Origin of the sequence: Rhizobium sp. BK456 (assembly GCF_014194045.1) — a bacterium.
GTDB classification, from domain to species: Bacteria; Pseudomonadota; Alphaproteobacteria; order Rhizobiales; family Rhizobiaceae; genus Rhizobium; species Rhizobium redzepovicii.
This window is the reverse complement of record NZ_JACIAO010000005.1, coordinates 336,810-357,577: the sequence shown is the minus strand read 5'-3', so window position 1 is coordinate 357,577 and position 20,768 is coordinate 336,810. Positions and strand designations below refer to the sequence as shown.

Sequence of the window (20,768 nt, the reverse complement as noted above, 5' to 3'; positions counted from 1 at the left end):
TACTCAAAATTATCGCCGAGAACGCTGGGGCTGAAAGAGGGCAGGCCGGTGCCGCAGGTTGGCCCTCCCCCTTGTGGGGAGGGTTGGGGAAGGGTCTTGGTCGCCAACCGACGCTATTGCCGCCGGGGAGAAGAGCCCCCCGGGTTTAATTCACCGCGATCATGCATTAGATCAGCTTCCTCTTCCCCGTTCCGAAAGATCCCGCCTTGGCCATCTCCACCTTCGACACGCTTTTGCAGAAGATCGAAACCCGCAACGCCCGTGCCGGCGTCATCGGGCTCGGTTATGTCGGCCTGCCGCTGGCAATCGCGGTGGCGCGCAGCGGCTTTGCGGTCACCGGCTTCGACATCGATCCCTCCAAGATGGTGGCGCTCGATGCCCGCCGCTCTTACATCGATGCCGTCACCAATGAGGCGCTGTCGGCCGAGATCGAGGCCGGGCGCTTCCAGGCGACCACCGATTTTGCCGGTCTTGCCGAGTGCGACGTCATCATCATCTGCGTGCCGACGCCGCTGACCAAACATCGCGATCCCGATCTCTCCTTCGTCGAGGCGACGTCGCGCTCGATCGCGCAACATCTGCGGCCCGGCCAGCTCGTCGTGCTGGAATCGACCACTTATCCCGGCACCACCGACGATATCGTCAAGGTCATCCTCGAAGGCACGGGACTGAAATCCGGCGCGGATTTCTTCGTCGGCTTCTCGCCGGAGCGGGAGGATCCCGGCAATCAGCATTATCACACCGCCACCATCCCGAAGGTCGTCGCCGGCGACGGGCCCGAGGCGCTGTCGTTGATGAAGGCCTTTTACGGCGCGGCGGTCTCGACCGTCGTTCCGGTCTCCTCGAATGCGACGGCCGAGGCGGTGAAGCTCACCGAAAACATCTTCCGCTCGGTCAACATCGCCCTCGTCAACGAGTTGAAGACCGTCTATGCGGCGATGGGCATCGACGTCTGGGAGGTGATCGACGCGGCCAAGACCAAGCCCTTCGGCTACATGCCCTTCTATCCCGGCCCCGGCCTTGGCGGCCACTGCATCCCGATCGACCCCTTCTATCTCACCTGGAAATCGCGCGAATACGAGCTGCCCACCCGCTTCATCGAGCTCGCCGGCGAGATCAATTCGGCGATGCCGCGTTACGTCGTCGGCAAGCTTGCCGAAGCCCTCGATATCCGCGCCGGCAAGGCGCTGAGCCGCAGCAAGGTGCTGGTGATCGGGCTCGCCTACAAGAAGAACGTCGCCGACATAAGAGAGAGCCCGTCGCTGCGGCTGATCGAGATCATCGAGGAACGCGGCGGACGGGCCGATTATCACGACCCCTTCGTCGCCGAGATCCCGCCGACACGTGAATACCAGGCGCTGAAGGGCCGCCGATCGGCGGCGCTGACGCCTGATACTATCGCCGGCTACGATGCGGTGCTGGTCGCCACCGACCATGACAGCGTCGATTATGCGACGCTGGCAAAAAGCGCTGCGCTGATCATCGACACCCGCAACGTTTTCAACCGGCTCGGCCTTTCGGCCGATCACGTCATCAAGGCGTGACGGCAACGCCGGAAAGCGATTTTCCGGTCATCCGGCTGGCAGCCACCGCATAACCGCCTGACGCGCCGTCGATGAAATGCATATGGTCGCGCGAAATCGGCGTCGGCACGAAGCAGGTCATCAGCGCCGAGGCCTGCCGATGCAGGCCGTAGCGGGCAATACCCTTGGCGCGTGCCGCTTCCAGCAGCGTCTCGATCCGTTTCAGATGTTCGGCGTCGACGTCGACCGTCATTTTCAGCCCGTCGTCGAACTTGCGGAAATCGGAATTGCCGGCGACGTCGCGCTTGTAGCGGCGTGCGTCGAAGCGGCCGAGCGGAATGCCGAGCCGATAGCAGACCACGGTGATGGCGAGCTGCAGGAAGATGATCAGCTTCTGGCGCAAGCGCCGGCCGGCGGGGGCTGTGGCCTTGGCCTCGCGATTGATGCCGTGCAGCGAGAAGGCAAGCTCCGGGCCATCGGCCGGCACCGGATGGCTGCCGCGGTTCTGTTCGCCGGTGATCGCGACGATGCCGTTGACGAGGTCGCGGAATTCTTCGCCCGGCCGGCCTTCGCCTGGAACCGCGATGATCGAGACGATCTCGCCGTTCTGCGCATCAATCGGGCTCCAGCGGCAGGAAAGGCCGGTCAGATCCGGGCGTGTTCCGGCCGCCGCGCGCCCGACCGCGTAATGGCCGAGCTTCATCTGTCTCTCCGCCCAACTGGTGCCGCCGCCCCAGAACATCGCATAGGTGACATGCGGGCTTGCCGAGTAGCGCGCGACGCGCACGTCAAGGCCCTCGGCGCGGGTGTCGGCGACCGGAACGATGGCGACGCGCAGCATCAGGCCGAGATCCTCCTCGACCCAGATCTGCACGGCGGCAAGGGCATCGCGTGCCGTCTGCTCCAACGAGCCCGGAAGCGCGATCAGCGCGCCGTCGCCGCCGAAGACGAAGGGATAATCGCCCTTGCCGACGGCATTCAACACAGCCGAAATGACGCTGGCGCCGGCCATGTTGACGTCCTTGTAGCGGCCGCTGGCGATTGCCTGCGTCGAGCCGACGATATCGGCAAGCGCCAGCACCCACCCATCCGGCAGCGGCCGGTAGTTTGCAGCATCGGTCACGCCCTCGAAGGCGCTGAACAACGGCACGGCGGCAAAGAATTCTTCGTCGGTCACGGTTTTCATGTCATCCAGCTTAGCACAGACCCATGTTGCCACTGCAACGCCATTTCCCATTTACGGCAATCGACTTGGCAAGGTTTCATGTGTTAGCACGCGCTCACGATATTTCATGACGGATATGGATTAGATGAGCCGCCTCGACAGCTTCATTCGCCGGTTGACGGCCCAACGCGACATTTTGAACGCGATCATCGATCTGGTCGGCGAAATCGAAGGCCCGGTGCTGGAATTCGGTCTCGGCAACGGCCGCACCTATGACCATCTGCGCGAAAATTTCCCCGGCCGCCGCATCGTCGCCTTTGACTGGGAGGTCCGCTCCTATTCGGCCTCGACACCGGCGGCGGAAGATATGGTGACCGGCAATATCCGCGAGTCCGGCCAGGCCTTCCTCGGCATCGGCGCGGCACTCGCCCACGCCGATATCGGCACCGGCCATGACGAGATCGATGCGGTGACGCTGACCTGGCTGCCGCAGCTGATGGCCGGCGTGCTCACCCCCAACGGCATCGCCGTGAGCGGCCTGCCGCTGGAGCATGCCGAGCTGGTGGCGCTGCCGTTGCCGGAGGGGATCAAGGAAGGGCGGTATTTTTTGTATCGGAAGGGATAGGCGGGGATTGGGTGCTGCCGCACGGCTCGCTTGCGGTTCTGATTGGGCTTTCGCGCCGACTTTAGACTCCGAAATCGACATGGCTAGAACAACGCTACAATTGCTTTGCTGCCATGCAACGGCTCATCATAGCGAAGACGGGTAACTTTTTGCGTCGGAGGTGTTCATTTCAATCTGCCATGCAAATAACTGTTTATGGCCTAAGTTCACCAGAACTTTCCGTTGCATTTAAAGTCAATGCTCACCTAAAATCGTATACTGGGCGGGCGAATTAAAGGCATGAACTTCAAAGATGTTACTTCAAAACTAAATCAAATTTCAGTCCAGCAGGCTGGCGAGTGGCTTGGTGTTACCCTGCCGCGTTCCGGCTCACTACGTTGTCCGTTCCCGGATCACGAGGACAAGAATCCTTCGTTTGAAGTTCGCCGCTGCGGCCTTAGGTGGAAATGTCACGCATGCGACAGACGCGGCGGCACCATTGATTTCGTTCGCTTCTATCGGAGAATCGACTTTAGAGAAGCCAAACAATGGTTGCTCGATCGATCGGAAAATCCTCAGGCGGCTGTAGCTCGCAGGTTCAAAGCTCCCTCGCCAACGCAGCGCATTTCCGCCCCGCTACCTACCGACCTTGACACGGAAGTCTATGAGGCTTTTCTGACGAATTGCCCTTTGGGCGATACAGGCCGCGCCTATCTGCATTCGAGAGCCTTCACTGACGCGACGATTGATCACTTCCGCGTCGGCCAAATGCCGAGTGGCAATTTAGCTTCGTCTATGGCTGCAGAGTTTGGCTTCCAGCGGCTGATGGCCGCCGGACTTCTCAGCAAGGTGTCTACCGCCGGTAACTTCCGGCTCACATTTCGCCCAGGATACCTCGTCTTTCCGATAATAGAAGCTGGGAGGATCGTCTCGCTTCAGGCGCGCCAAACTCAATCGATTGGCAGCGGGCCAAAATATCTCTACCTCACCGGCAAGCGCCCACAAACTTATAATCTCGATGTGCTGGGGTCAGACGCGCGCGAAATTGCAATTTGCGAGGGCATTCCTGATACCATGTCGGCTCACCAACTGCGCTTCAGAGCGATAGGGCTGCTTGGAGTGTCCAATGCTCTGCAGGAAGATGAAATCTTGCGCTTGCTTGGGCGGCGAATAGTCCTTTTGTTGGATTGGGATCTGAAAGGCGAGACGAAAGCTCAGAAATTGCGATCCGAGCTGGCCTCTCGTGGTGTTGTCTGCGTACGAAAGAATAGACCAAATCCCCACGTTAAGGACTTAAATGAATATCTGATGCTTCGGGGGCATGATGTCGCTGTTTGATGATTTGGCTGCACCAGAAAATCTCAACTACGCTTGGAAGAAAGCTAGAACTCTTTTTCACAGTGCAGACGGGTATGTCGATAACGCTGAAATAATCGCATTTGAACTCAATCTTGAATACGAATTAGCGTCGATCCAGGCCGAATTCCGGTCCAATTCATATGTTCTGAGACAGCTACGTCCTCTTCCTCGCCCGAAAAAGATGGACAAGGGAACGTTCGCCAACCGTCAGTATTTTCACGTCGCCGTAAGAGATCAGGTTGCCTGGATTGCTGTGGTCAACATTCTGGGTCCGCGCTTGGATCCGCTCATGCCAGCTTGGAACTACGGCAATCGGATATATCGCGCAGCCTGGTTCGACGACGGTGAATGGCCTCAGTCTAAGAAGCTTGAAATTGGTCCATACCGGCACGCAAGCGGCCATCTTTATCGAAAGTTTCAACATAGCTGGCCGCTGTTTCGCCGCCATGTCGTGCGAACTGCCCGGCTGATGACAGGAGTGCGCGCTGAAGACACCCCTATCACTGAAGAGGATGAAGCGGAGGAAAAGGCGTTCCTTGCCGGAAAGGCTGATGACCTAGCATACTTTCGCCCAAAATTTTGGAAGAAACCCAAGAATTTTAGGGGATCGGAGCTGTTTCATGCGTCCATTGATTTGGCGCGCTTCTTTCCGAATATCAGCCGAATGGCGATTCGCAAAGCCTTAATCGCAAATCTGCCGGCAGCCGAACGTGCGGTCTTTGATATACTGATTTCGCGGATGCTGGCATTCGAAGTTGATGCCTCGGATATGCCCCATCATTTACTTGCAAATGTGGAGCCTCTGTTCTCAGAGTTCGCTGGTGATAAGGGCATTCCAACTGGGCTGTTTGCGGCAGGTTTTCTCGCCAATGCTGCTCTGATCCCTGTTGATCAGAAGGTGAATATGCTTCTTGAAAAAAAGCGCTCGGTCGCTCACTTCCGTTATGTCGATGATCACACAATTCTGGCATATGATTTTGATGAACTTTGCAGATGGATTAGGCAGTATCGTCGTCTGATTGAGGAAGAGAAAATTGGTGTCTCTATAAATGGAGATAAATTCGATCCTATAAGCTTGGGCGACTACCTGAAGCTAACGGAAGAGAATAACACCGCTGAGAAAACAGACGCTCTTGAGATGGCACGCCAGAAGGCTCAGGACGAAACGAGAATTGACGGTTTCAATCCCACGAAACTTCTGACTAAGACCCTTGGGCAGGTCTCTGCAATTGCAGCCGGTAATGTGCACATCATGGATGATGATGACCTCAAAGAGCGTCTTAAGCTCCTTGAATGGCTGTTGCTTGCAGACATCCCAGAGCGAGAAATTCGACCGGACACGAGAGCAGCATTCGCTGCAGGTCAGATTGCCCTACTGGTTCCTCTCATTGTCCAGGAAAGTGATGGCCTCATCGACAAGGCACGAGAAGTCGCTGACCTCGAAAGAGAGCGTCAAGCGCTTTATAATAACGGTGCGTCTAAAGCCCAACTCAGACGCATAGACGACAAAATAAAATTGGCCAGGTCAGAATTTCGTAAGAAGGAAAGCGAAAGCCAGAGGCATGAAAAGTCGCAATATCGCCACTGTTTCTCATTGTTGATGCGGGCTTTTAAGGAATTTCCAGGTAAGCCGCGTCTCTTTTATAGGTTATGCCACTACTGCTTGTTGACGGGTCACGCCGGCCTCAAAGAGATTGCGTTGTGGATTGTAGAGCAGCGTGATTGCAACAATGTTGTGTGGGCGGATTATTATGCTGCTCTGACTTTGCAGATATTGTCAGATACTTTGCTTAGAGCAAGCAGAACCATGCTCAGCTCCGACGCTCTTATCTCTGATCAACGTGCTGCCAGGGCGCATATCCAGGATATTGCAGACCTCAATGAGAAGGTGTTCGTCGTCCCGAACGAACGGGCTGCTTGGTTCCATGAGATCGGCCGCAAAGAGCTGTTTGCATCACTGACTGCAGTTGGTGCGTTGAGCGACGCGTTAGAGGATAAGCCGCTTGCCGAGAGGGTATACGGTGCAGCGGCACGGTTGCGCAGACCGCTGCAAGAGGCTGATGCAATTGCGCCTTCATGGGTATCCGCGACTGGCTGGCCCGCGGGCATCTGGGCGGAATTTACGGAGCGGAAGCTGAGCCTCACCGGGCGTCCTTCGCATGCATGGGAAAGGCTATTCCTTCCCGCTCTGGATGCAGGTACGGGGTTAGATGTGCTTGCGATGCGACGTTATCCGGAGCTTTTGCCAGAGGAATGGTGGCGCCGGTATCTGTCACCTCAAGCACACATACCTGCTGATGACGCAGGATGGTGGCGGGAGGCTATTGCGGTGCATCCCGATCGTAGAGCAAACGCTGAATCTGCCCCGCATGATGCGATCAGGATCGCAGCTCGTTCACTGAGCGCGTCATCTTCGTTTGCAGCTGACGGTATAGGGGCACATAGTGCATTGGAATGGCTTGAGTACGTTAAGGGGTTATCGCCTTTTGATCCTCGCCGCAGCGAGTGGACAGCCCTAGAAATTCTTCGAGGCCTGATGGCCAATCTTTTCGATGATCTGTTTGCCAGTTCGGCTACTCTAGATAACCTGCATCCGGCCAACGTACTGCTTCCTGCATTGTGGTTCACGAAATTTGAGGCCGGCATTCCGAGCTGGGAGGTCTGGCGCAATCACGCTCGTGAGGCACCCACGAAAGTTCGTGACCCGGAACTAAGGCTTGTCGATTACAGGTTCCTGGCGACAGGCGCTAACAGCGGTACCGATGACTGGCTTGGGCAACGAGCTGGCATAGGCCGGCTTCTCCTTGGCCTTTTGCAACTGGACTTTGATGGACCGCGCATATGGAATATCCGCGGGAATGAGCATGCTCATCCGTTGGCACGACGCGCCGCGTACGAGCGACTGGCCATTTCTTCTAGAACGCTTCTAATCTTGGAAGGGTGCTTGTCTGCGCGCAGCATGGAGAACTTTCAGCTAACTTCCAGGCCCCGTCTCTTTGGGGAAGACAATTCACCAACGCTGCGTGACATTGATTTCGATGCCCCGCCTCTCAATGATCCGGGAGCGGTGACAGAAAGCATTAATCGGGCGCAAGTCGCGCTCGAAAAAAACCAGATCGCAGTTTCCGGGAATCAACCACGGCAACTCATTCCGTTTAGATTAGAGGATTTTGCCTTGGGAGAAGAGGGTCTTCAACAGGAAGATAACGATGCTCAATGATAAAATAATAGTAGGCATCATTCAGACATCTCTTGATCATGTCGTCGCCTGGGATAAGGACGCGACCTGGAAAAAAGCCGTAAAAATTTCGCCAAATGAAGAAAGGCAGGCAAAAAAAGAGATACGGCATTACTTCTCTGCGCTCAGGGGATTAAACAAAAAGCCTGACATCGTTCTCCTGCCTGAGCTGGCAATTCCGTTGGGCTATGAGACGAAACTGCGCAAGATCGCCGAGAAGCTAGAATGTATTGTTATCGCCGGACTGGATTACAAGATTCTGAGCGTAAGCCCGCCGACAGTTTCTAACGAAGCTGTGGTTATTGTGCCTCCTCGCCTCAAGGGTACGAAGATCGCTTCTCAGACCGCAACGCGTTATGTTGGTAAAACGTACGCCGCGCCTGCTGAAAAAAGTAAGCTTAACAAGCTCGTTGACCCCGTCGAATTTGGGTCAATACCCACAGTTTGGCTATTTGAGAGTGCTGCGCTCGGCAATTTTGGAGTTGCAGTTCGCTATGATTTTCTGGATCTGGATAGGATAGTCTTGTACAGAAGGAAAATACATACGCTATTTATACTTGCGTACAATCAAGACATTAATACATTTGATCATGTCGCTGAGTCTATTTCCAGAACCGTATTTTGCAATGTGGTTGTCTGCAACTGCGGTTTTTTTGGCGGATCAATGGCTGTATCGCCATTCAAGGAACCGTTCAAAAGGACCGTTTATCGGCACTCGGGAAATAAACTCTCCAATGTGCAGGTCGTCGAGCTGCCTCTCAAGGATCTTGATGATCATCATAATGAACATGGCCCAAAAGGAATGTTCAAGAGCTTACCACCCGGCTTTGAGGCACTGGAAACTCTGAATAAAAAGACCGAGGCCATTTAATCAGAACGCCTGCTAATTCCGGAAACAAGCCACCTTTAAGGCAAAACCTTGTATTGATCGAAACCGCTCGGCAGGTCGCGAACTGGACGTTCGCGGCGCGCCAGATGAAGCTGATCGGCTTGATGTGATCGCCTATCTCAGAACCCTCGCCGACACTCCGGCGCCGCTGCCTTGATGATGAAGGGGCTACACGGCACGGGGCCGCCTCTACGGCAAAAACAGCACATTATACTGATCGAATTCTCCCGGCAGATCCCGCACCTTCATCTCCTCCTCGCGGTCCTCGAACAGCACGAGGCAATCCTCGTAGTAGCCGGCGAGCATGGAGATGAAGGCTCTCGTGCCCTCGGCTCCATAGAACAGCGGCGTGAACTCCATGTGGAGCGGCACGCGGCGGGTAAGCAGGGGCTGCATCGAACGGCAGGCGATCGGCTCGTAGCCTTCGATATCCATCCAGACGAGGCCGATTGCTCCAGGGTCGATCGACAGGCCGGCGAGGATTTCGGACACTGGCTTCACCGGCACGCTAATCTTCCTGTCGGTCGGGCTCTGGCGGATGGCGCTGCTCTTGCCGTGATTGTTGCGGTTGAGGAAGAAGTCGATCTCGCCTTCGCTCTCGCCGGCGGCGCAATTGACGAGATGGACCTTTTCCGTCAGCCGGTTCTGGCGGATGTTGAGTTCAAGCAGCGGGAAATTGCGCGGGTCGGGCTCGATGCTGACGATCCGGGCGTAGGTACCGCTCAAGGCGAAATAGACGGTCTGGGTGCCGATATTGCCGCCGATCTCGAGCAGCGTCGCATCCTTTCTGAGGAGACGGCGCTCGCGCAGGATGACGATCAGCCGGTCGACCGCGTCGCGCTCGAAATGACCCTTTCGAAAGACCTTGCGGCCGATATAATCCGAAGGCGAAAAGGTCATCAGATGATCGCCGGCGTCGACCGTCATCGAGACGACGCGCGGGCCGATATTTTCTATCAGCAGGCGGCGGCCGAAGCGAGTGCCGAAGAAGCGCGAGGCCGAGGCATTGCGCGCCTTGCGCAGCCGGCGGCTCCAATATTTGGCGGTGAGCCAGGGCTTGCCGGGCATCAGTCTTTTCCTTCGAGCGGTTCTGCCGCTTTCTCTCTCGGAATGACATAGACTTTCAAGGGCAGGGCGCGGCCGCGTACGCTGATTTCACGGCTTTCGATGCCCGAAAGATCGGCGCCGGAGAGGCTCGCCACCGGTTCGGAGATGACGATCGCCGCTTCGAATTCCTTGGCCGCACTTTCCAGCCGGCTCGCGACGTTCACGGTATCGCCGATCGCCGTCATGCTGCGCACCCGGCCATAGCCCATCGTGCCGACGACGGCCGGGCCGGTGTGGATGCCGATCGCGATGCGCAGCGGCAGCGCCAGTTCCTCGGCCAGTTCGGCGGCGAGCTTCTCGATCTCGGCGACGATCGCGGCAGCCGCCTTGAGCGCCTGGCGGCAGGCTTCCTCAGGCGCGGTGTTGAGGCCGAATAGCGCCATGGCGCCGTCGCCGATGAACTTGTCGAGCCGCCCGCCCGCCTGCTCCACCGCCTTGCCGATGATGGCGAAATAGCGGTTCAACAGGAAGACGACGTCGAAGGGCAGGCGCGTTTCCGTCAGCGTGGTGAAATGGCGGATGTCAACGAAGAGCACGGCGATCTCACGTTCGCGCCCCGGGCTGGTCTCCTGGCTGTTGGCGGGAAGGGCGGCTTCGAGCGCCGGCACGAGCAGCGGCGCGACCGCGACATCGCGGTTCGGGCGAAGCTGGCAGGCAAGCCGCACGTCCGGGCCGGCATTGATGCGCCTCAGCGTCGTCTTTTCCATCTTGTCGGGGACCGGCAGGTGCTCGTAGTCGCCGAGGATCTGCACCCGGCAGGTGGAACACTGGCCCTTGCCGCCGCAGACGGAATAATGCGGCAGGCCGCCGAGCCGGCTTGCCTCCAGCACCGAGAACCCGCGCGGCACACGGATCACCTCGCCGCCCGGATAATGCACGGCCACCTGGTCGAGGGCCTCCTTCAGCCTGCGCCGGGCGCGGGCTGCGACGACGATCAGCAGCGCGGCTGAGAAAGCGCCGTAAAGCCCGGCGCGGATCGTCGAGACCTGGCGGAGAACCTCCGGGTTCGAGGCGTAACGGGTGTTGACCGTCGCCTTATAGGGGCTGTTGGCGACCGCCTGCTGATAGGAGGGGTCGGCCAGCGTGCGACCCATTTCAACGAAACCGAGCAGCGAGAGCACCGGCACGAGGATTGCCAGCGCCAGCAGCAGCGGCGCCAGGCCGGCGTACCAGGGGCGGTAGCGCAGCCAGAAATGCAGGCCGATGCAGCCATGGATCCAGACGGCGAGGAGACCGAACGCCTGCCGGAGGCCGTTTGCCGGCGCCCGGATCCACAGCGAGCCGACGACCGTCTCGTAATCATCAATATAACCGTAGAGCTCGTGGGCGATGCGCGTGCCGATGACATGATCTATGAGAAGCAGCGGGATCAGCAGACCGAGCACGATCTGCGCCATCTCGCCCTTTGGCATGACGAGGCTGCGGCGCATATAGATGGCGCGCAGCACCAGCGCTATATGGATCAGAACCGACGAATAGAAGATGGTCGTCCCGACAGGATTGCGCCAGATCGCCATGAACAGGCGGGCAGCCTTATCGGCGGCGGAGACGGAAATCAGGCCGATCGCATGGTTCGACAGGTGCAGCAAGACGAAGATGAAAATGACCAGGCCGGAACCGAGCCTCGCCCTTCTGATCATACGCTCCGAAAAAATCCCTGTGGCCGAGACCGTCGTCATTCATTCCCGTTCTTGTCGATGCAACCGCAGGCTCATAGAGATTGAGAAAGAGGCGGAATTGCTTCCATCGCGATCACATTCCATCTGTTTATGCGCAAGTTTTAGGGAAATGGACAATAGCGGAGTTTCGCCACCGGGCATGACGGCCGGAAACACTGTGTCTTCATATGAGGGTTGTGCATGCGGGTGGCTTTTTACGCGCCGATGAAATCGCCGAACCATCCGGTGCCGTCGGGCGACCGGCTGATGGCGCGGCTGCTGATCCGGGCGCTTGAAATGGCCGGGCACGAGGTCGAGGTCGTCTCCGAATTCCGCACCCATGCCGCGACACCGGAAGCGGCAGCCGACCTCGAACCGGCGATCGGTGCCGAACTGCAGCGGCTGCGGCAAAAATGGACATCCACGCCGCGACCCGAACTCTGGTTCTGCTATCACCCGTATTACAAATCGCCCGACCCGTTCGGGCCGGTGATCTCCGCCGAATTCGCCATCCCCTATGTCACAGCCGAGGCGTCCTATGCGGCGAAACGCGATAGCACCGGCTGGGCAGGCGTGCAGAAACGCGTGGGCGAGGCGATCCTGCAGGCGGCCGTCAGTATCAGCTTCACCGAACGCGACCAGGCGGGCCTTTCGGCCGCCTTTCCGCAGGCGCGGCTTGCCGGCCTGAAACCCTTCATCGACACGGCGCTGTTCGAGAGGGTGTCGCCGGCCCCCGATCCGCTGCGGCTGATGACGGTGGCGATGATGCGGGCCGGCGACAAGATGGCAAGTTATGCCATGCTGGCAAAAGCGTTGCGGCTGATCGAAGACCGGCCCTGGACGCTTGCCGTCATCGGCGATGGCCCGATGCGGCACGAGGTGGAGGCGCTGTTTTCCGCCTTTCCCGCCCGCCGCATCGAATGGCTGGGCGAGCGGGATGCGGCCGAAATCGCCGGTCTGCTCGGGCGCGGCGGCATCTATGTCTGGCCGGGCTGCGGCGAGGCTTACGGCCTTGCCTATCTGGAAGCCCAGGCCGCCGGCCTGCCCGTCGTCGCGCAGGAGACGGCGGGGGTGCCCGCCGTGGTCGAAGCGGGGGTGACCGGCCTGCTGACGCCGGATGGTGATGTCGCCGCCTATGCCGCGGCCGTGGCTGCCCTGCTGGACGATGGGGAGAGGCGCGACGCCATGGGCCAGGCGGCGCGCCGCTTCGTGCTCGGCCAGCGCTCGCTGGCGATGGCGGCCGAGCGGCTGGACGGAATTTTGCGAGCCAATGCGGCAACAGGAGTAAGGCGATGACCGACATGACGAGCTGGGAGCCGCTGCGCCGTGAGCTCGACCGCTGGCAGGCCGCCGGCCGTGTGGCCCGCTTGTGGCTGCGCGACGACGATGCGATCGAGCCGACGCCTGATCTGGAGAGGCTGCTGGCGTTAACCGGCGAAAGCAAGGTGCCCCTGACGCTGGCCGTCATTCCTGGCCTGACGGGCGAGGCATTGGCGGCGCGGCTGGCGGCAGAGGCCGGCGTGACGGTTGCCGTGCATGGCTGGTCGCATAGCAACCATGCGGGTCCGGAGCGGAAGAAGCAGGAGCTTGGCAGTGACCGGCCGGCGGAGATCGTGCTCGGCGAGCTGGGTGACGGGTTCCGGCTGCTGCAGCGGCTCCATCCGGCCCGTTTCCTGCCGGTGCTGGTGCCGCCGTGGAACCGGATCGACGCCACCCTCATCCCGGCGCTGCCGGATCTCGGCTTCGCAGCGCTTTCGGTCTATGGGCGGGCAAGGCAGGGCGGGCCGATACCGCTTCTCAACACCCATGTCGACATCATCGACTGGCACGGCACCCGCGGCGGACGGAGCGAGGCGGAGCTGGTGGCCGAGTTGGTGGCGGAATTGCGCGACCGGTTTGCCGGCAGCGACGAACCGATCGGCGTGCTCACCCACCATCTGGTGCACGACGCCGCCGCCTGGGATTTCCTGTCGGCCTTGTTTGCCGCAACGGGACGGCATCCCGCCGTCCACTGGTCGGCGGCATCGGCACTTCTCAAGCCGTGAGGCTTGCCGGTCGATGGCCGATCAGTTGGCCGATCAACTGGGATGAACGCGCCCGAGGAAATCTCGCATCAGTGCGGTGACCTCATCGAGATGCGTCTCGAGCAGCCAGTGGCCGCCGCCGAGCAGATGCAGTTCCGCATCCGGCAGATCGTGGAGATAGGCGCGCGCCGATTGTTCCGGCATGTAGTGGTCGTTGGGACCCCAGACGATCAAGGCCGGAGGCCGGTTTTCCCTGAGGTATGCCCGATGCTGCGGAAACCACGCCCGGTTCTCTTTCAGCCCGGCGATCAGGTCGATGGCGATTTCCTTGCGCCGCGGCGTCATCAGCGACCAGTGCAGCGTCCAGAGATCCGGCGGGATGGCGGCGGCCAGAGGCGGCGGCAGGTCGTTGAGGAATTCCTCCTTGAAGGTCTCCTTGCTGATCGCCTCGGCCAGCATCTTCCTCATCTCCGATCGCGGCAGCGACCACGTCGCCTCGATATCCGCATATTTCGGCCCGAGCGCATCCTCGTAGGGAATATCGCCGTTCTGGATGATCAGCGCCACGATGCGCCTGGGATCTTTGATGGCCAGTCGCGCACCGATGGGCGAGCCGAAATCGTGGAGGTAAAGGGCGAAGCGGTCGATCTCCAGCACGTCGACGAAAGCCTCCAGCCAGGCGGCGTAGCCATCGAAGCTGTAGTCGAAATCGTCGGGCGTGCCGCTATAGCCGGCACCGGGGAAGTCCGGCGCAATCAACCGCCAGCGGTCAGCCAGGCGCGGCATGAGATTGCGGAATTCATAGGAGGAGCAGGGATATCCATGCGGCAGCAGCAAGACAGGCGCATCGCGTCTTCCGGCTTCGCGATAAAACGTCTCGACGCCGGCAACGGTGATCCGGCGATGCCGGACGAGGGTCGCTGTCGGAGCGTCTCCGGCGGCGCTCACTTTCGGTCTTCCTCAAACTGTTCGGCGCCCTCGACCGGCCGCAGCCACGCTTCCCGGCGCTTGATCCAGAGTTCGTAGCGCGGCACGAGCGGCGTCGGCGCATCGGAGAGAATGCCAAGCTTGATTTCCGCCTCTTCGTCATCGACGGAAAACAGTCGCGAACCGCAGCCGGTGCAGAAATGCCGGCCTTGGAACGCGCCGGTTTCCCCCGCATGTTCGAATTGGCCGGCGGGCCAGATCCCATAGAAGGTGAAGGCCGAACCACTTTCCTTCCGGCAGTCCATGCAATGGCAGATCCCAACGCGGCTGGGTTCGCCGGCAACAGAGATGCGCACCTGCCCGCATAGGCATTGTCCGGAAAGTACGGTCATGGCTGACACCCGTTTCGAGGATCTTGCGATGCCGAGAAAACGGTCCGGCTCGGGATCGGTTCCGTAGCAAGCTCAAGCGCGACCGACTGCGGCCGGCGAAAGCGGCCTGCAGCCTGTCAGATCACCACGGTCTGATTGTCGCGGGCGGCAAAGGATTCTGGGAAGGCGGCCTGCGCCTGGGCTTCCATCTGCGCCAGCTGTTCGTCGGTGCGCGAGGGGGCGTGGTGGAAGAGGGCGAAGCGTTTGGCGCCGGCGATCTTTGCCAGCTCGGTGCCGTGCTGCCAGGTCGAATGGCCGAAGCCCTTGAAACGCTGCATCTCGTCTTCATTGTAGGTGCAGTCGTAGACGACGAGATCGGCGTCCTTCATCATCTCCAGCGAGACCGGGTCGTGGCTGCCGGGAATATGCTCGATATCGTAGATCAGAGCGACCGACCGGCCCTGCCATTCGATGCGGTAGCCGATGGCGCCGCCCGGATGGTTGAGCATGAAGGTCTTGATCTCGATGCCTTCGTGAGGCGTCAGCGCCTGGCCGGGATGGAAGTCGCGGAAGTTCATCGTCGCCTGACAGATATCGGTCTTCACAGGAAACCAGGGCGGGCTGATGAACTGCTCGACCATCTCACGCGTGCTCATCTTGCCGTCGAGATGGCCGGACCAGATGTTGACGTTGATCGAGGGGTAATAGATCGCCTTGAAAAAAGGCAGGCCGATGATGTGGTCGTAGTGGCAGTGGCTGAAGAACAGGTCGACATCGCTGACGCCGTCGGCGAGCAACGACAGCCCCGCCTCGCGCAGGCCGGAGCCGGCGTCGAAGATCATCCTGTGTTCTCCGCAGCGAATTTCGATGCAGGAAGTGTTACCGCCGTAGCGGTCGAATTCGGGGCCCGAAACGGGAATACTGCCGCGGACGCCCCAAAATTTTACCTGAAACAGTTCTGTCGTCATCGTTCTTCAAACCGGCCTTCCCGCACCGCCATCGTAAACATAGTTTATCCCGATGCGAAGCAGCAGAATTCCACGGGTTTGCCTGTGTCCCCTTTCATTCTCCTAACCGCTAGCGGAAGAAGAAGTAGATTTTCCTAAGCAATCGGCTTTCGCCTCGGAAAGCAACCCAGTATGGTTGGTTTTCGGTAAACGTGCTGTTGGGGCGGGGACATTTTCCCGTAAATCATGCCTATTAGATGGTTGCGCGCGATCGAAAAAACAATTGCCGCCCATCCGACCCTGATTCCGCTGTCACCCGCTTGCGCTAAAACTCTCTAGGCGGCCGAAAGGCAAGGCATGCACGGCTGCGGCGGGGCCGGATTTACATCCAGGGTCAATCTCGGCAGAAAATAGCATCCTCTGAGAAAATTGTGCACGCCGCGGCACGAATGTTTCCTTGATCGCTATCGCCGAAAAGCGATATATCTGATGATACGAAAAATATAAGAGATTCGGTAATGCTGCAGCCTGTCGTAAACGAGACCATCGCCGAGAGCAGTTACCGGCGCATTCGGGCTGACATTATTTTCGGGCGGCTGGCGCCCGCCCAAAAGCTCAAGCTGGAAAGCCTGAAGGAGTCCTACGAGACCAGCATCAGTACGCTGCGGGAGGTGCTGAACCGGCTCTCCTCCGAAGGGCTTGTCGTTGCCGAAGGACAGAAGGGGTTCGAAGTCTCCCCGGTGTCGGTTTCCGACCTCAAGGAGACGGCGGCGATGAGACTGCTCCTTGAGAGCCATGCCTTGGAGCAGTCCCTTGCGCGTGGCGACGTGGAATGGGAGGCGCCGCTGGTTGCGGCCCACTACAAACTGGCGCGGATGGAGCAGGTCATGTCATCCGGCGATACCAGCAGGGCCGAGGACTGGAAGCGTTACGACTGGGAGTTCCACCAGGCGCTGATTTCGGCCTGCGGATCGAAACTGCTGATGCAGACCCATTCGGTCATCTTCGACAAATATCTGAGATATCAGATGGTCGCCCTGTCCTACCGGGGCGATGTCGCCGCCGAAGAACATCAACAGCTTTTGGATGCGGCCTTGCGGCGGGATGCGGAGACCGCCAAGCGGGTGCTTGCCTTCCACATTCAAGGCGGGGTCGAGCATGCTTTGGCGCGGGGGACGTTGAAATGACGACGGATGCTCGCCGGGCCATAACATCAGGAAGAGCCATGCTCAAACAGATCCACGACCCGGCTGAAACGGTAAGCGATGTCGTTTTCCGGCAGATCCGCGAGGATATCATCTCGGGGGTATTGCCGCCGGGGGCGAAGATCAAGCTGGAGCAGGCAAAGGAGCGCTACTCCATCGGCATTTCGTCGCTGCGCGAAATTCTGAGCCGCCTGACCACGGAAGACCTTGTTCTGGCCGAAGGGCAGCGTGGTTTCGAAGTCAGCCCGGCTTCGCGCCGCGAGCTGCTGGAGCTTGCCGATCTGAGGATCGTTCTTGAAACGCATGCGATCGGCCTTGCATTCGCTGCGGGAAATCTCGAATGGGAAGGGCGCATCGTCGCGGCCCATCACCGCCTGGCTGCCGCGGAGCGCAAGCTGCTGGCGGGCGACACCTCGCGCACGGTCGACTGGGTTCGATATGATTGGGAGTTCCATCAGGCAATTGTCTCGGCCTGCAATTCAGAGACGTTGATGGCGACCCTGTCGTCGGTCTTCGACCGCTTTCTCCGTTATCATATGCTGGCCGAAAGCTTTCGCGGAAAACCTGTCGTCGACGACCACCGGCTGTTGTTCGAACTTTCCATTCAGCGTGACGTCGCCGGTGCGACCGAGGTGGTCAAACGGCACGTCCATAGCGGCGTCGAACATGTGCTGAAGAGCGGCCGCATTCTCTAGAGCGCATCGCTTTGAAGCCAGGAAATTAATCGACGTCTTTCGGAATTCCCTCCGGGCGCATCTGTCTTTTCAGCGCGGCGATCCGGAAAATTGCGTTCGGCGCGCCATAGCCGCGATAACCACGGCGCTCAACGATCTCGAAAAAGAAACCCTCTCCATAGGTGCCGCTGTAGAGCTGGAAATACTCGCCGTGCTCGTCCCGGTCATAGAGGATGTTCTCCGCTTTCAGCCGCTCGGTCATGACGGGATCGAGCCCGAAGCGGGCTTCGACGTCTTCGTAATAGTTCGGCGAAATATGCAGGGAACTGAAACCGCAGCTGCGAAGTTTTTCGGCGGTTGCAAAGATGTCGTCGGTCGAAAATGCCAGGTGTTGGATGCCGGAGCCGAACTTCTCGGCAATGAAATGTCCGGCCAGGGTGCGGCGGTTTTCGGCTCCGTTCATAGTGATGCGCAGCCCGCCCGACTGGTTCTCGACGACCTGGCTGCGCACCACCCCGGCTGGATCGATGATGTCGACCATCGGGGTCTTATGGGTCTCGAAGATCGACGTATAGAATAAAAGCCAGGTGAGCATTTCATCATAGCCGACCGTCTGGGCGACGTGGTCGACGCGGAGAAGGCCGGCAGACGCCGTGGCGGTGTCGTCGGTGACCGGGCGAAAGTCGATTTCGGAAAAGCGGCCGAGAGCGCTCTTGTCGTCGATCAGATAGACGATGCCGCCGCCGACGCCCCGAATGGCGGGCAGCTCGAGTTCACCCTCCGCCACCGGCTGGGCAAAGGGCTCGGCATCGAGAGCAAGCGCACGCGCAAAAGCCATTGCGGCATCGTCGACGACCAGCGCCATGGCATAGGCAAACGTTCCATGTACGGCATAGGCCGCATTGGCAAATCCCGCTTGATCGACATTGACGAGGATGCGGATCTCGCCCTGCTCGAACAGCGAGACTTTCTTGGTGCGGTGGACGGCGGTCTGTTTGAAGCCGAGGGTGCGCAGCAAGGCCACCAGTTCGACTTCATCCTGTTCGTCCGTGGCAAACTCCACGAAGCCGACGCCCTTGACGGCCGCCCGTTCCGGCATCGCCGCCCCGGTCATGCTGCCAGAGCCGAGATGGCGGCGCACCTGATCGCCGAGATAGATCAGCGAGCGGTGGCCATCGGCGGCGATCGGCCGCGACAGGCCGCCTCGAAACTGGTCGTTGAAAATCTCCAGGGAGAAATAGCCATCATAACCTGTGGCGGCGACAGCTTCGGTAAAGGCCGTGACGGGAAGGTCTCCTTCGCCAGGCATATTGCGGAAGTGGCGGCTCCAGTAGAGTAGGTCCATGTCGATCAGCGGCGCATCGGCAAGCTGGACGATAAAGATCTTCTCTTTCGGAATCGAGCGGATCGAGTTGACGTCGATCTTGCGTGACAAGGTGTGGAAACTGTCCAGGATGAGGCCGACATTCGGATGATCGGCGCGCCGCACGATCTCCCAGGCGTCGCGGTGGTCGCTGATATGGCGACCCCAGGCGAGCGCCTCGTAGCCCACCCTCAGACCACGCCGGGCGGCTCGTTCGCCGAGCTCCCGGAAATCCTCGGCCGCCCGGTCGATGCCGCCGATGGCGGCCGGCGAGACGTTCGAGCAGACCAGCACCAGATCCGTTCCAAGCTGCTGCATCACGTCGAACTTCCGTTCGGCACGGTCGAAAGTGCGGCTTCTAAGCGGCTCCGGCATGCCCTCGAAGTCGCGAAACGGCTGGAACAGCGTAATCTCCAGTCCATGGTCGCGCACCAGTTTACCGACATCGGCCGGGCTTCCGTCGAAGGCCAGGAAATCGTTCTCGAAGATTTCGACGCCGTCGAAGCCCGCCCGGGCGATCGCCTCGAGCTTCTCCGGCAGTTCGCCGCTGATCGTCACAGTCGCAATCGAGGTCTTCATGTCAAAGCCCTTTCGGTATCCACCGCCAGCTGCGAAAAATCGCTCTCACCTATTATCGCTAATCTCTTGAGGAATTCAAATAGATTGATGCATTATAAAATCTCATATGATTTTAAAAAACTCTGTTGATTTACACGTTCGTCTCTGGCAATCATTCTTCCCACAGTCAAAAGGTGAGGTGGCTGTCCGGTCGAACGACCGCCAAAGAGGAGGAAACATAATGTTCAAATCTATGCTGACGCGTCGAAACGCGATACTCGGAGCCGCGGCCCTGGTGGCTGCCGTCACCTTGGCGCAACCGGCCGCCGCCATCACGCCCGACGAAATCAAGGCCCGCGGTAAGATCATTGTCGGAATTCAAGGCGACAACCCGCCCTGGGGCTTTGTGACCAGCGGCGGTAAGCAGGACGGCCTCGACGCCGACATCGCCACGCTGTTCGCCAAGGAACTGGGCGTTTCCGTCGAGTTCGTGCCGCTCGAAGTCAACAACCGCATTCCGGCGCTGACGGCGGGGCGTGTCGACGTTCTGTTCGCGACCATGGCAATGCTGCCGGATCGCGCAAAGGCCGTGCAGTTCAGCAAGCCCTATGTGGCCAATGCCATCGTCCTGATCGGTCCCAAATCGGCGGAGATCAAGACGAATGCCGACATGGCCAAGTTCAGCGTCGGCGTCGCCAAGGGTGCAGCGCAGGATACGCAGGTGACGAAGAACGCGCCTGAGGGCACGACGATCCGGCGCTATGACGGAGACGCTGCGAGCGTTCAGGCCCTGGTTTCCGGCCAGGTCGATACGCTGGGCGGCAACATCTTCTACATGGACCGGGTGAACAAGGCGCGCCCGGGCGAATTCGAAAACAAGCTTGAATTCCAGAAGCTCTACAACGGCGCCTGCACGCGTCTCGGCGAGAAGGAAATCAATGCGGCGCTGAACAGCTTCATCGACAAGATCAAGACAAACGGCGATCTCAAGGCCGTCTACGACAAGTGGATGAAGGTGCCGGTCCCGGAATTCCCGGAAAAGCTTGAAGGCATTCCGTTCGCGGCGAACTGAGCGAGCGTCGGTTTGCGTCGGTGGCTGCCGATTGCCCCTCACCCTAACCCTCTCCCCGTAAACGGGGCGAGGGGACTTGCCTCA

General features: G+C 59.4%; 17 protein-coding genes. 10 read left to right on the top strand and 7 right to left on the bottom strand.

Annotation, left to right across the window (positions count from 1 at the left end):
- Positions 1 to 206: 206 nt before the first annotated feature.
- Positions 207 to 1,544, top strand: a complete 1,338-nt coding sequence (locus FHX03_RS17115) for a nucleotide sugar dehydrogenase (protein ID WP_183854697.1) — start codon at positions 207 to 209, stop codon at positions 1,542 to 1,544.
- On the opposite strand, the gene FHX03_RS17110 is transcribed toward FHX03_RS17115, so the two are convergent.
- Complete coding sequence (locus FHX03_RS17110; RefSeq protein WP_183854695.1) at positions 1,534 to 2,709, bottom strand: DUF3095 domain-containing protein; 1,176 nt, start codon at positions 2,707 to 2,709, stop codon at positions 1,534 to 1,536. The two genes, FHX03_RS17115 and FHX03_RS17110, sit on opposite strands and share 11 nt — an antisense overlap.
- Positions 2,710 to 2,833: 124 nt before the next feature.
- Between FHX03_RS17110 and FHX03_RS17105 the strand changes: the two genes are divergently transcribed.
- From FHX03_RS17105 to FHX03_RS17090, 4 genes are all read left to right on the top strand, one after another.
- Positions 2,834 to 3,313, top strand: a complete 480-nt coding sequence (locus FHX03_RS17105; RefSeq protein WP_183854693.1) for a class I SAM-dependent methyltransferase — start codon at positions 2,834 to 2,836, stop codon at positions 3,311 to 3,313.
- Positions 3,314 to 3,592: 279 nt separating this feature from the next.
- Positions 3,593 to 4,630, top strand: coding sequence for a toprim domain-containing protein (locus FHX03_RS17100; RefSeq protein WP_183854691.1), 1,038 nt, complete (start codon positions 3,593 to 3,595; stop codon positions 4,628 to 4,630).
- Positions 4,617 to 7,871 (top strand): RNA-directed DNA polymerase, encoded by a 3,255-nt coding sequence (locus FHX03_RS17095; protein ID WP_183854689.1) that lies wholly within the window; start codon positions 4,617 to 4,619, stop codon positions 7,869 to 7,871. Before FHX03_RS17100 ends, FHX03_RS17095 begins: the two co-directional genes overlap by 14 nt.
- The gene (locus tag FHX03_RS17090; protein ID WP_183854688.1) at positions 7,861 to 8,760 is read left to right on the top strand and encodes a hypothetical protein; all 900 of its coding nucleotides are present in this window, start codon (positions 7,861 to 7,863) and stop codon (positions 8,758 to 8,760) included. Before FHX03_RS17095 ends, FHX03_RS17090 begins: the two co-directional genes overlap by 11 nt.
- A gap of 207 nt (positions 8,761 to 8,967) precedes the next feature.
- Here FHX03_RS17090 and FHX03_RS17085 read toward each other — a convergent pair whose 3' ends face one another.
- Together FHX03_RS17085 and FHX03_RS17080 are read right to left on the bottom strand one after the other, a co-directional pair.
- Positions 8,968 to 9,846 carry an FkbM family methyltransferase gene (locus tag FHX03_RS17085; protein ID WP_183854686.1) on the bottom strand — a complete coding sequence of 293 codons (879 nt, stop codon included), beginning with the start codon at positions 9,844 to 9,846 and terminating at the stop codon, positions 8,968 to 8,970.
- Positions 9,846 to 11,564: an adenylate/guanylate cyclase domain-containing protein gene (locus tag FHX03_RS17080; protein ID WP_183777903.1), complete on the bottom strand. Its 1,719-nt coding sequence runs from the start codon at positions 11,562 to 11,564 to the stop codon at positions 9,846 to 9,848. Before FHX03_RS17080 ends, FHX03_RS17085 begins: the two co-directional genes overlap by 1 nt.
- A gap of 180 nt (positions 11,565 to 11,744) precedes the next feature.
- On the opposite strand from FHX03_RS17080, the gene FHX03_RS17075 reads away from it, so the two are divergent.
- Together FHX03_RS17075 and FHX03_RS17070 are read left to right on the top strand one after the other, a co-directional pair.
- Positions 11,745 to 12,839, top strand: coding sequence for a glycosyltransferase family 4 protein (locus FHX03_RS17075; protein ID WP_183777904.1), 1,095 nt, complete (start codon positions 11,745 to 11,747; stop codon positions 12,837 to 12,839).
- The gene (locus FHX03_RS17070) at positions 12,836 to 13,588 is read left to right on the top strand and encodes a polysaccharide deacetylase family protein (RefSeq protein WP_183854684.1); all 753 of its coding nucleotides are present in this window, start codon (positions 12,836 to 12,838) and stop codon (positions 13,586 to 13,588) included. Before FHX03_RS17075 ends, FHX03_RS17070 begins: the two co-directional genes overlap by 4 nt.
- Positions 13,589 to 13,621: 33 nt before the next feature.
- Here the strand turns inward: FHX03_RS17070 and FHX03_RS17065 are convergent, their stop codons facing one another.
- The 3 genes from FHX03_RS17065 to FHX03_RS17055 form a co-directional block, all read right to left on the bottom strand.
- Complete coding sequence (locus FHX03_RS17065; protein WP_183854682.1) at positions 13,622 to 14,515, bottom strand: alpha/beta fold hydrolase; 894 nt, start codon at positions 14,513 to 14,515, stop codon at positions 13,622 to 13,624.
- Positions 14,512 to 14,886, bottom strand: a complete 375-nt coding sequence (locus tag FHX03_RS17060) for a GFA family protein (RefSeq protein WP_183777907.1) — start codon at positions 14,884 to 14,886, stop codon at positions 14,512 to 14,514. The genes FHX03_RS17065 and FHX03_RS17060 overlap by 4 nt, the downstream gene beginning before the upstream one ends.
- A 116-nt stretch (positions 14,887 to 15,002) precedes the next feature.
- Positions 15,003 to 15,833 (bottom strand): MBL fold metallo-hydrolase, encoded by an 831-nt coding sequence (locus tag FHX03_RS17055; RefSeq protein WP_183777908.1) that lies wholly within the window; start codon positions 15,831 to 15,833, stop codon positions 15,003 to 15,005.
- A 497-nt stretch (positions 15,834 to 16,330) separates the two neighbouring features.
- Between FHX03_RS17055 and FHX03_RS17050 the strand changes: the two genes are divergently transcribed.
- Both FHX03_RS17050 and FHX03_RS17045 read left to right on the top strand, forming a co-directional pair.
- Positions 16,331 to 16,999: a GntR family transcriptional regulator gene (locus FHX03_RS17050; protein WP_054184068.1), complete on the top strand. Its 669-nt coding sequence runs from the start codon at positions 16,331 to 16,333 to the stop codon at positions 16,997 to 16,999.
- 38 nt (positions 17,000 to 17,037) lie between these two features.
- A complete protein-coding gene (locus FHX03_RS17045) occupies positions 17,038 to 17,712 on the top strand; it encodes a GntR family transcriptional regulator (protein WP_183854681.1) in 675 nt (224 codons plus the stop codon).
- Positions 17,713 to 17,737: 25 nt separating this feature from the next.
- Here the strand turns inward: FHX03_RS17045 and FHX03_RS17040 are convergent, their stop codons facing one another.
- Positions 17,738 to 19,633 (bottom strand): bifunctional sugar phosphate isomerase/epimerase/4-hydroxyphenylpyruvate dioxygenase family protein, encoded by a 1,896-nt coding sequence (locus tag FHX03_RS17040; protein WP_183854679.1) that lies wholly within the window; start codon positions 19,631 to 19,633, stop codon positions 17,738 to 17,740.
- 220 nt (positions 19,634 to 19,853) lie between these two features.
- Between FHX03_RS17040 and FHX03_RS17035 the strand changes: the two genes are divergently transcribed.
- On the top strand, positions 19,854 to 20,684 hold the full coding sequence (locus FHX03_RS17035; protein WP_183777912.1) for a transporter substrate-binding domain-containing protein: 831 nt from the start codon (positions 19,854 to 19,856) through the stop codon (positions 20,682 to 20,684).
- Positions 20,685 to 20,768: the final 84 nt, after the last annotated feature.

Bases quoted from the DNA above. Each gene is read 5' to 3' on its own strand.
- FHX03_RS17110 (WP_183854695.1), bottom strand. From the start codon at position 2,709: ATGAAAACCGTGACCGACGAAGAATTCTTTGCCGCCGTGCCGTTGTTC.
- FHX03_RS17105 (WP_183854693.1), top strand. From the start codon at position 2,834: ATGAGCCGCCTCGACAGCTTCATTCGCCGGTTGACGGCCCAACGCGAC.
- FHX03_RS17100 (WP_183854691.1), top strand. From the start codon at position 3,593: ATGAACTTCAAAGATGTTACTTCAAAACTAAATCAAATTTCAGTCCAG.
- FHX03_RS17095 (WP_183854689.1), top strand. From the start codon at position 4,617: ATGTCGCTGTTTGATGATTTGGCTGCACCAGAAAATCTCAACTACGCT.
- FHX03_RS17090 (WP_183854688.1), top strand. From the start codon at position 7,861: ATGCTCAATGATAAAATAATAGTAGGCATCATTCAGACATCTCTTGAT.
- FHX03_RS17085 (WP_183854686.1), bottom strand. From the start codon at position 9,846: ATGCCCGGCAAGCCCTGGCTCACCGCCAAATATTGGAGCCGCCGGCTG.
- FHX03_RS17080 (WP_183777903.1), bottom strand. From the start codon at position 11,564: ATGACGACGGTCTCGGCCACAGGGATTTTTTCGGAGCGTATGATCAGA.
- FHX03_RS17075 (WP_183777904.1), top strand. From the start codon at position 11,745: ATGCGGGTGGCTTTTTACGCGCCGATGAAATCGCCGAACCATCCGGTG.
- FHX03_RS17070 (WP_183854684.1), top strand. From the start codon at position 12,836: ATGACCGACATGACGAGCTGGGAGCCGCTGCGCCGTGAGCTCGACCGC.
- FHX03_RS17060 (WP_183777907.1), bottom strand. From the start codon at position 14,886: ATGACCGTACTTTCCGGACAATGCCTATGCGGGCAGGTGCGCATCTCT.
- FHX03_RS17055 (WP_183777908.1), bottom strand. From the start codon at position 15,833: ATGACGACAGAACTGTTTCAGGTAAAATTTTGGGGCGTCCGCGGCAGT.
- FHX03_RS17050 (WP_054184068.1), top strand. From the start codon at position 16,331: ATGCTGCAGCCTGTCGTAAACGAGACCATCGCCGAGAGCAGTTACCGG.
- FHX03_RS17045 (WP_183854681.1), top strand. From the start codon at position 17,038: ATGCTCAAACAGATCCACGACCCGGCTGAAACGGTAAGCGATGTCGTT.
- FHX03_RS17040 (WP_183854679.1), bottom strand. From the start codon at position 19,633: ATGAAGACCTCGATTGCGACTGTGACGATCAGCGGCGAACTGCCGGAG.
- FHX03_RS17035 (WP_183777912.1), top strand. From the start codon at position 19,854: ATGTTCAAATCTATGCTGACGCGTCGAAACGCGATACTCGGAGCCGCG.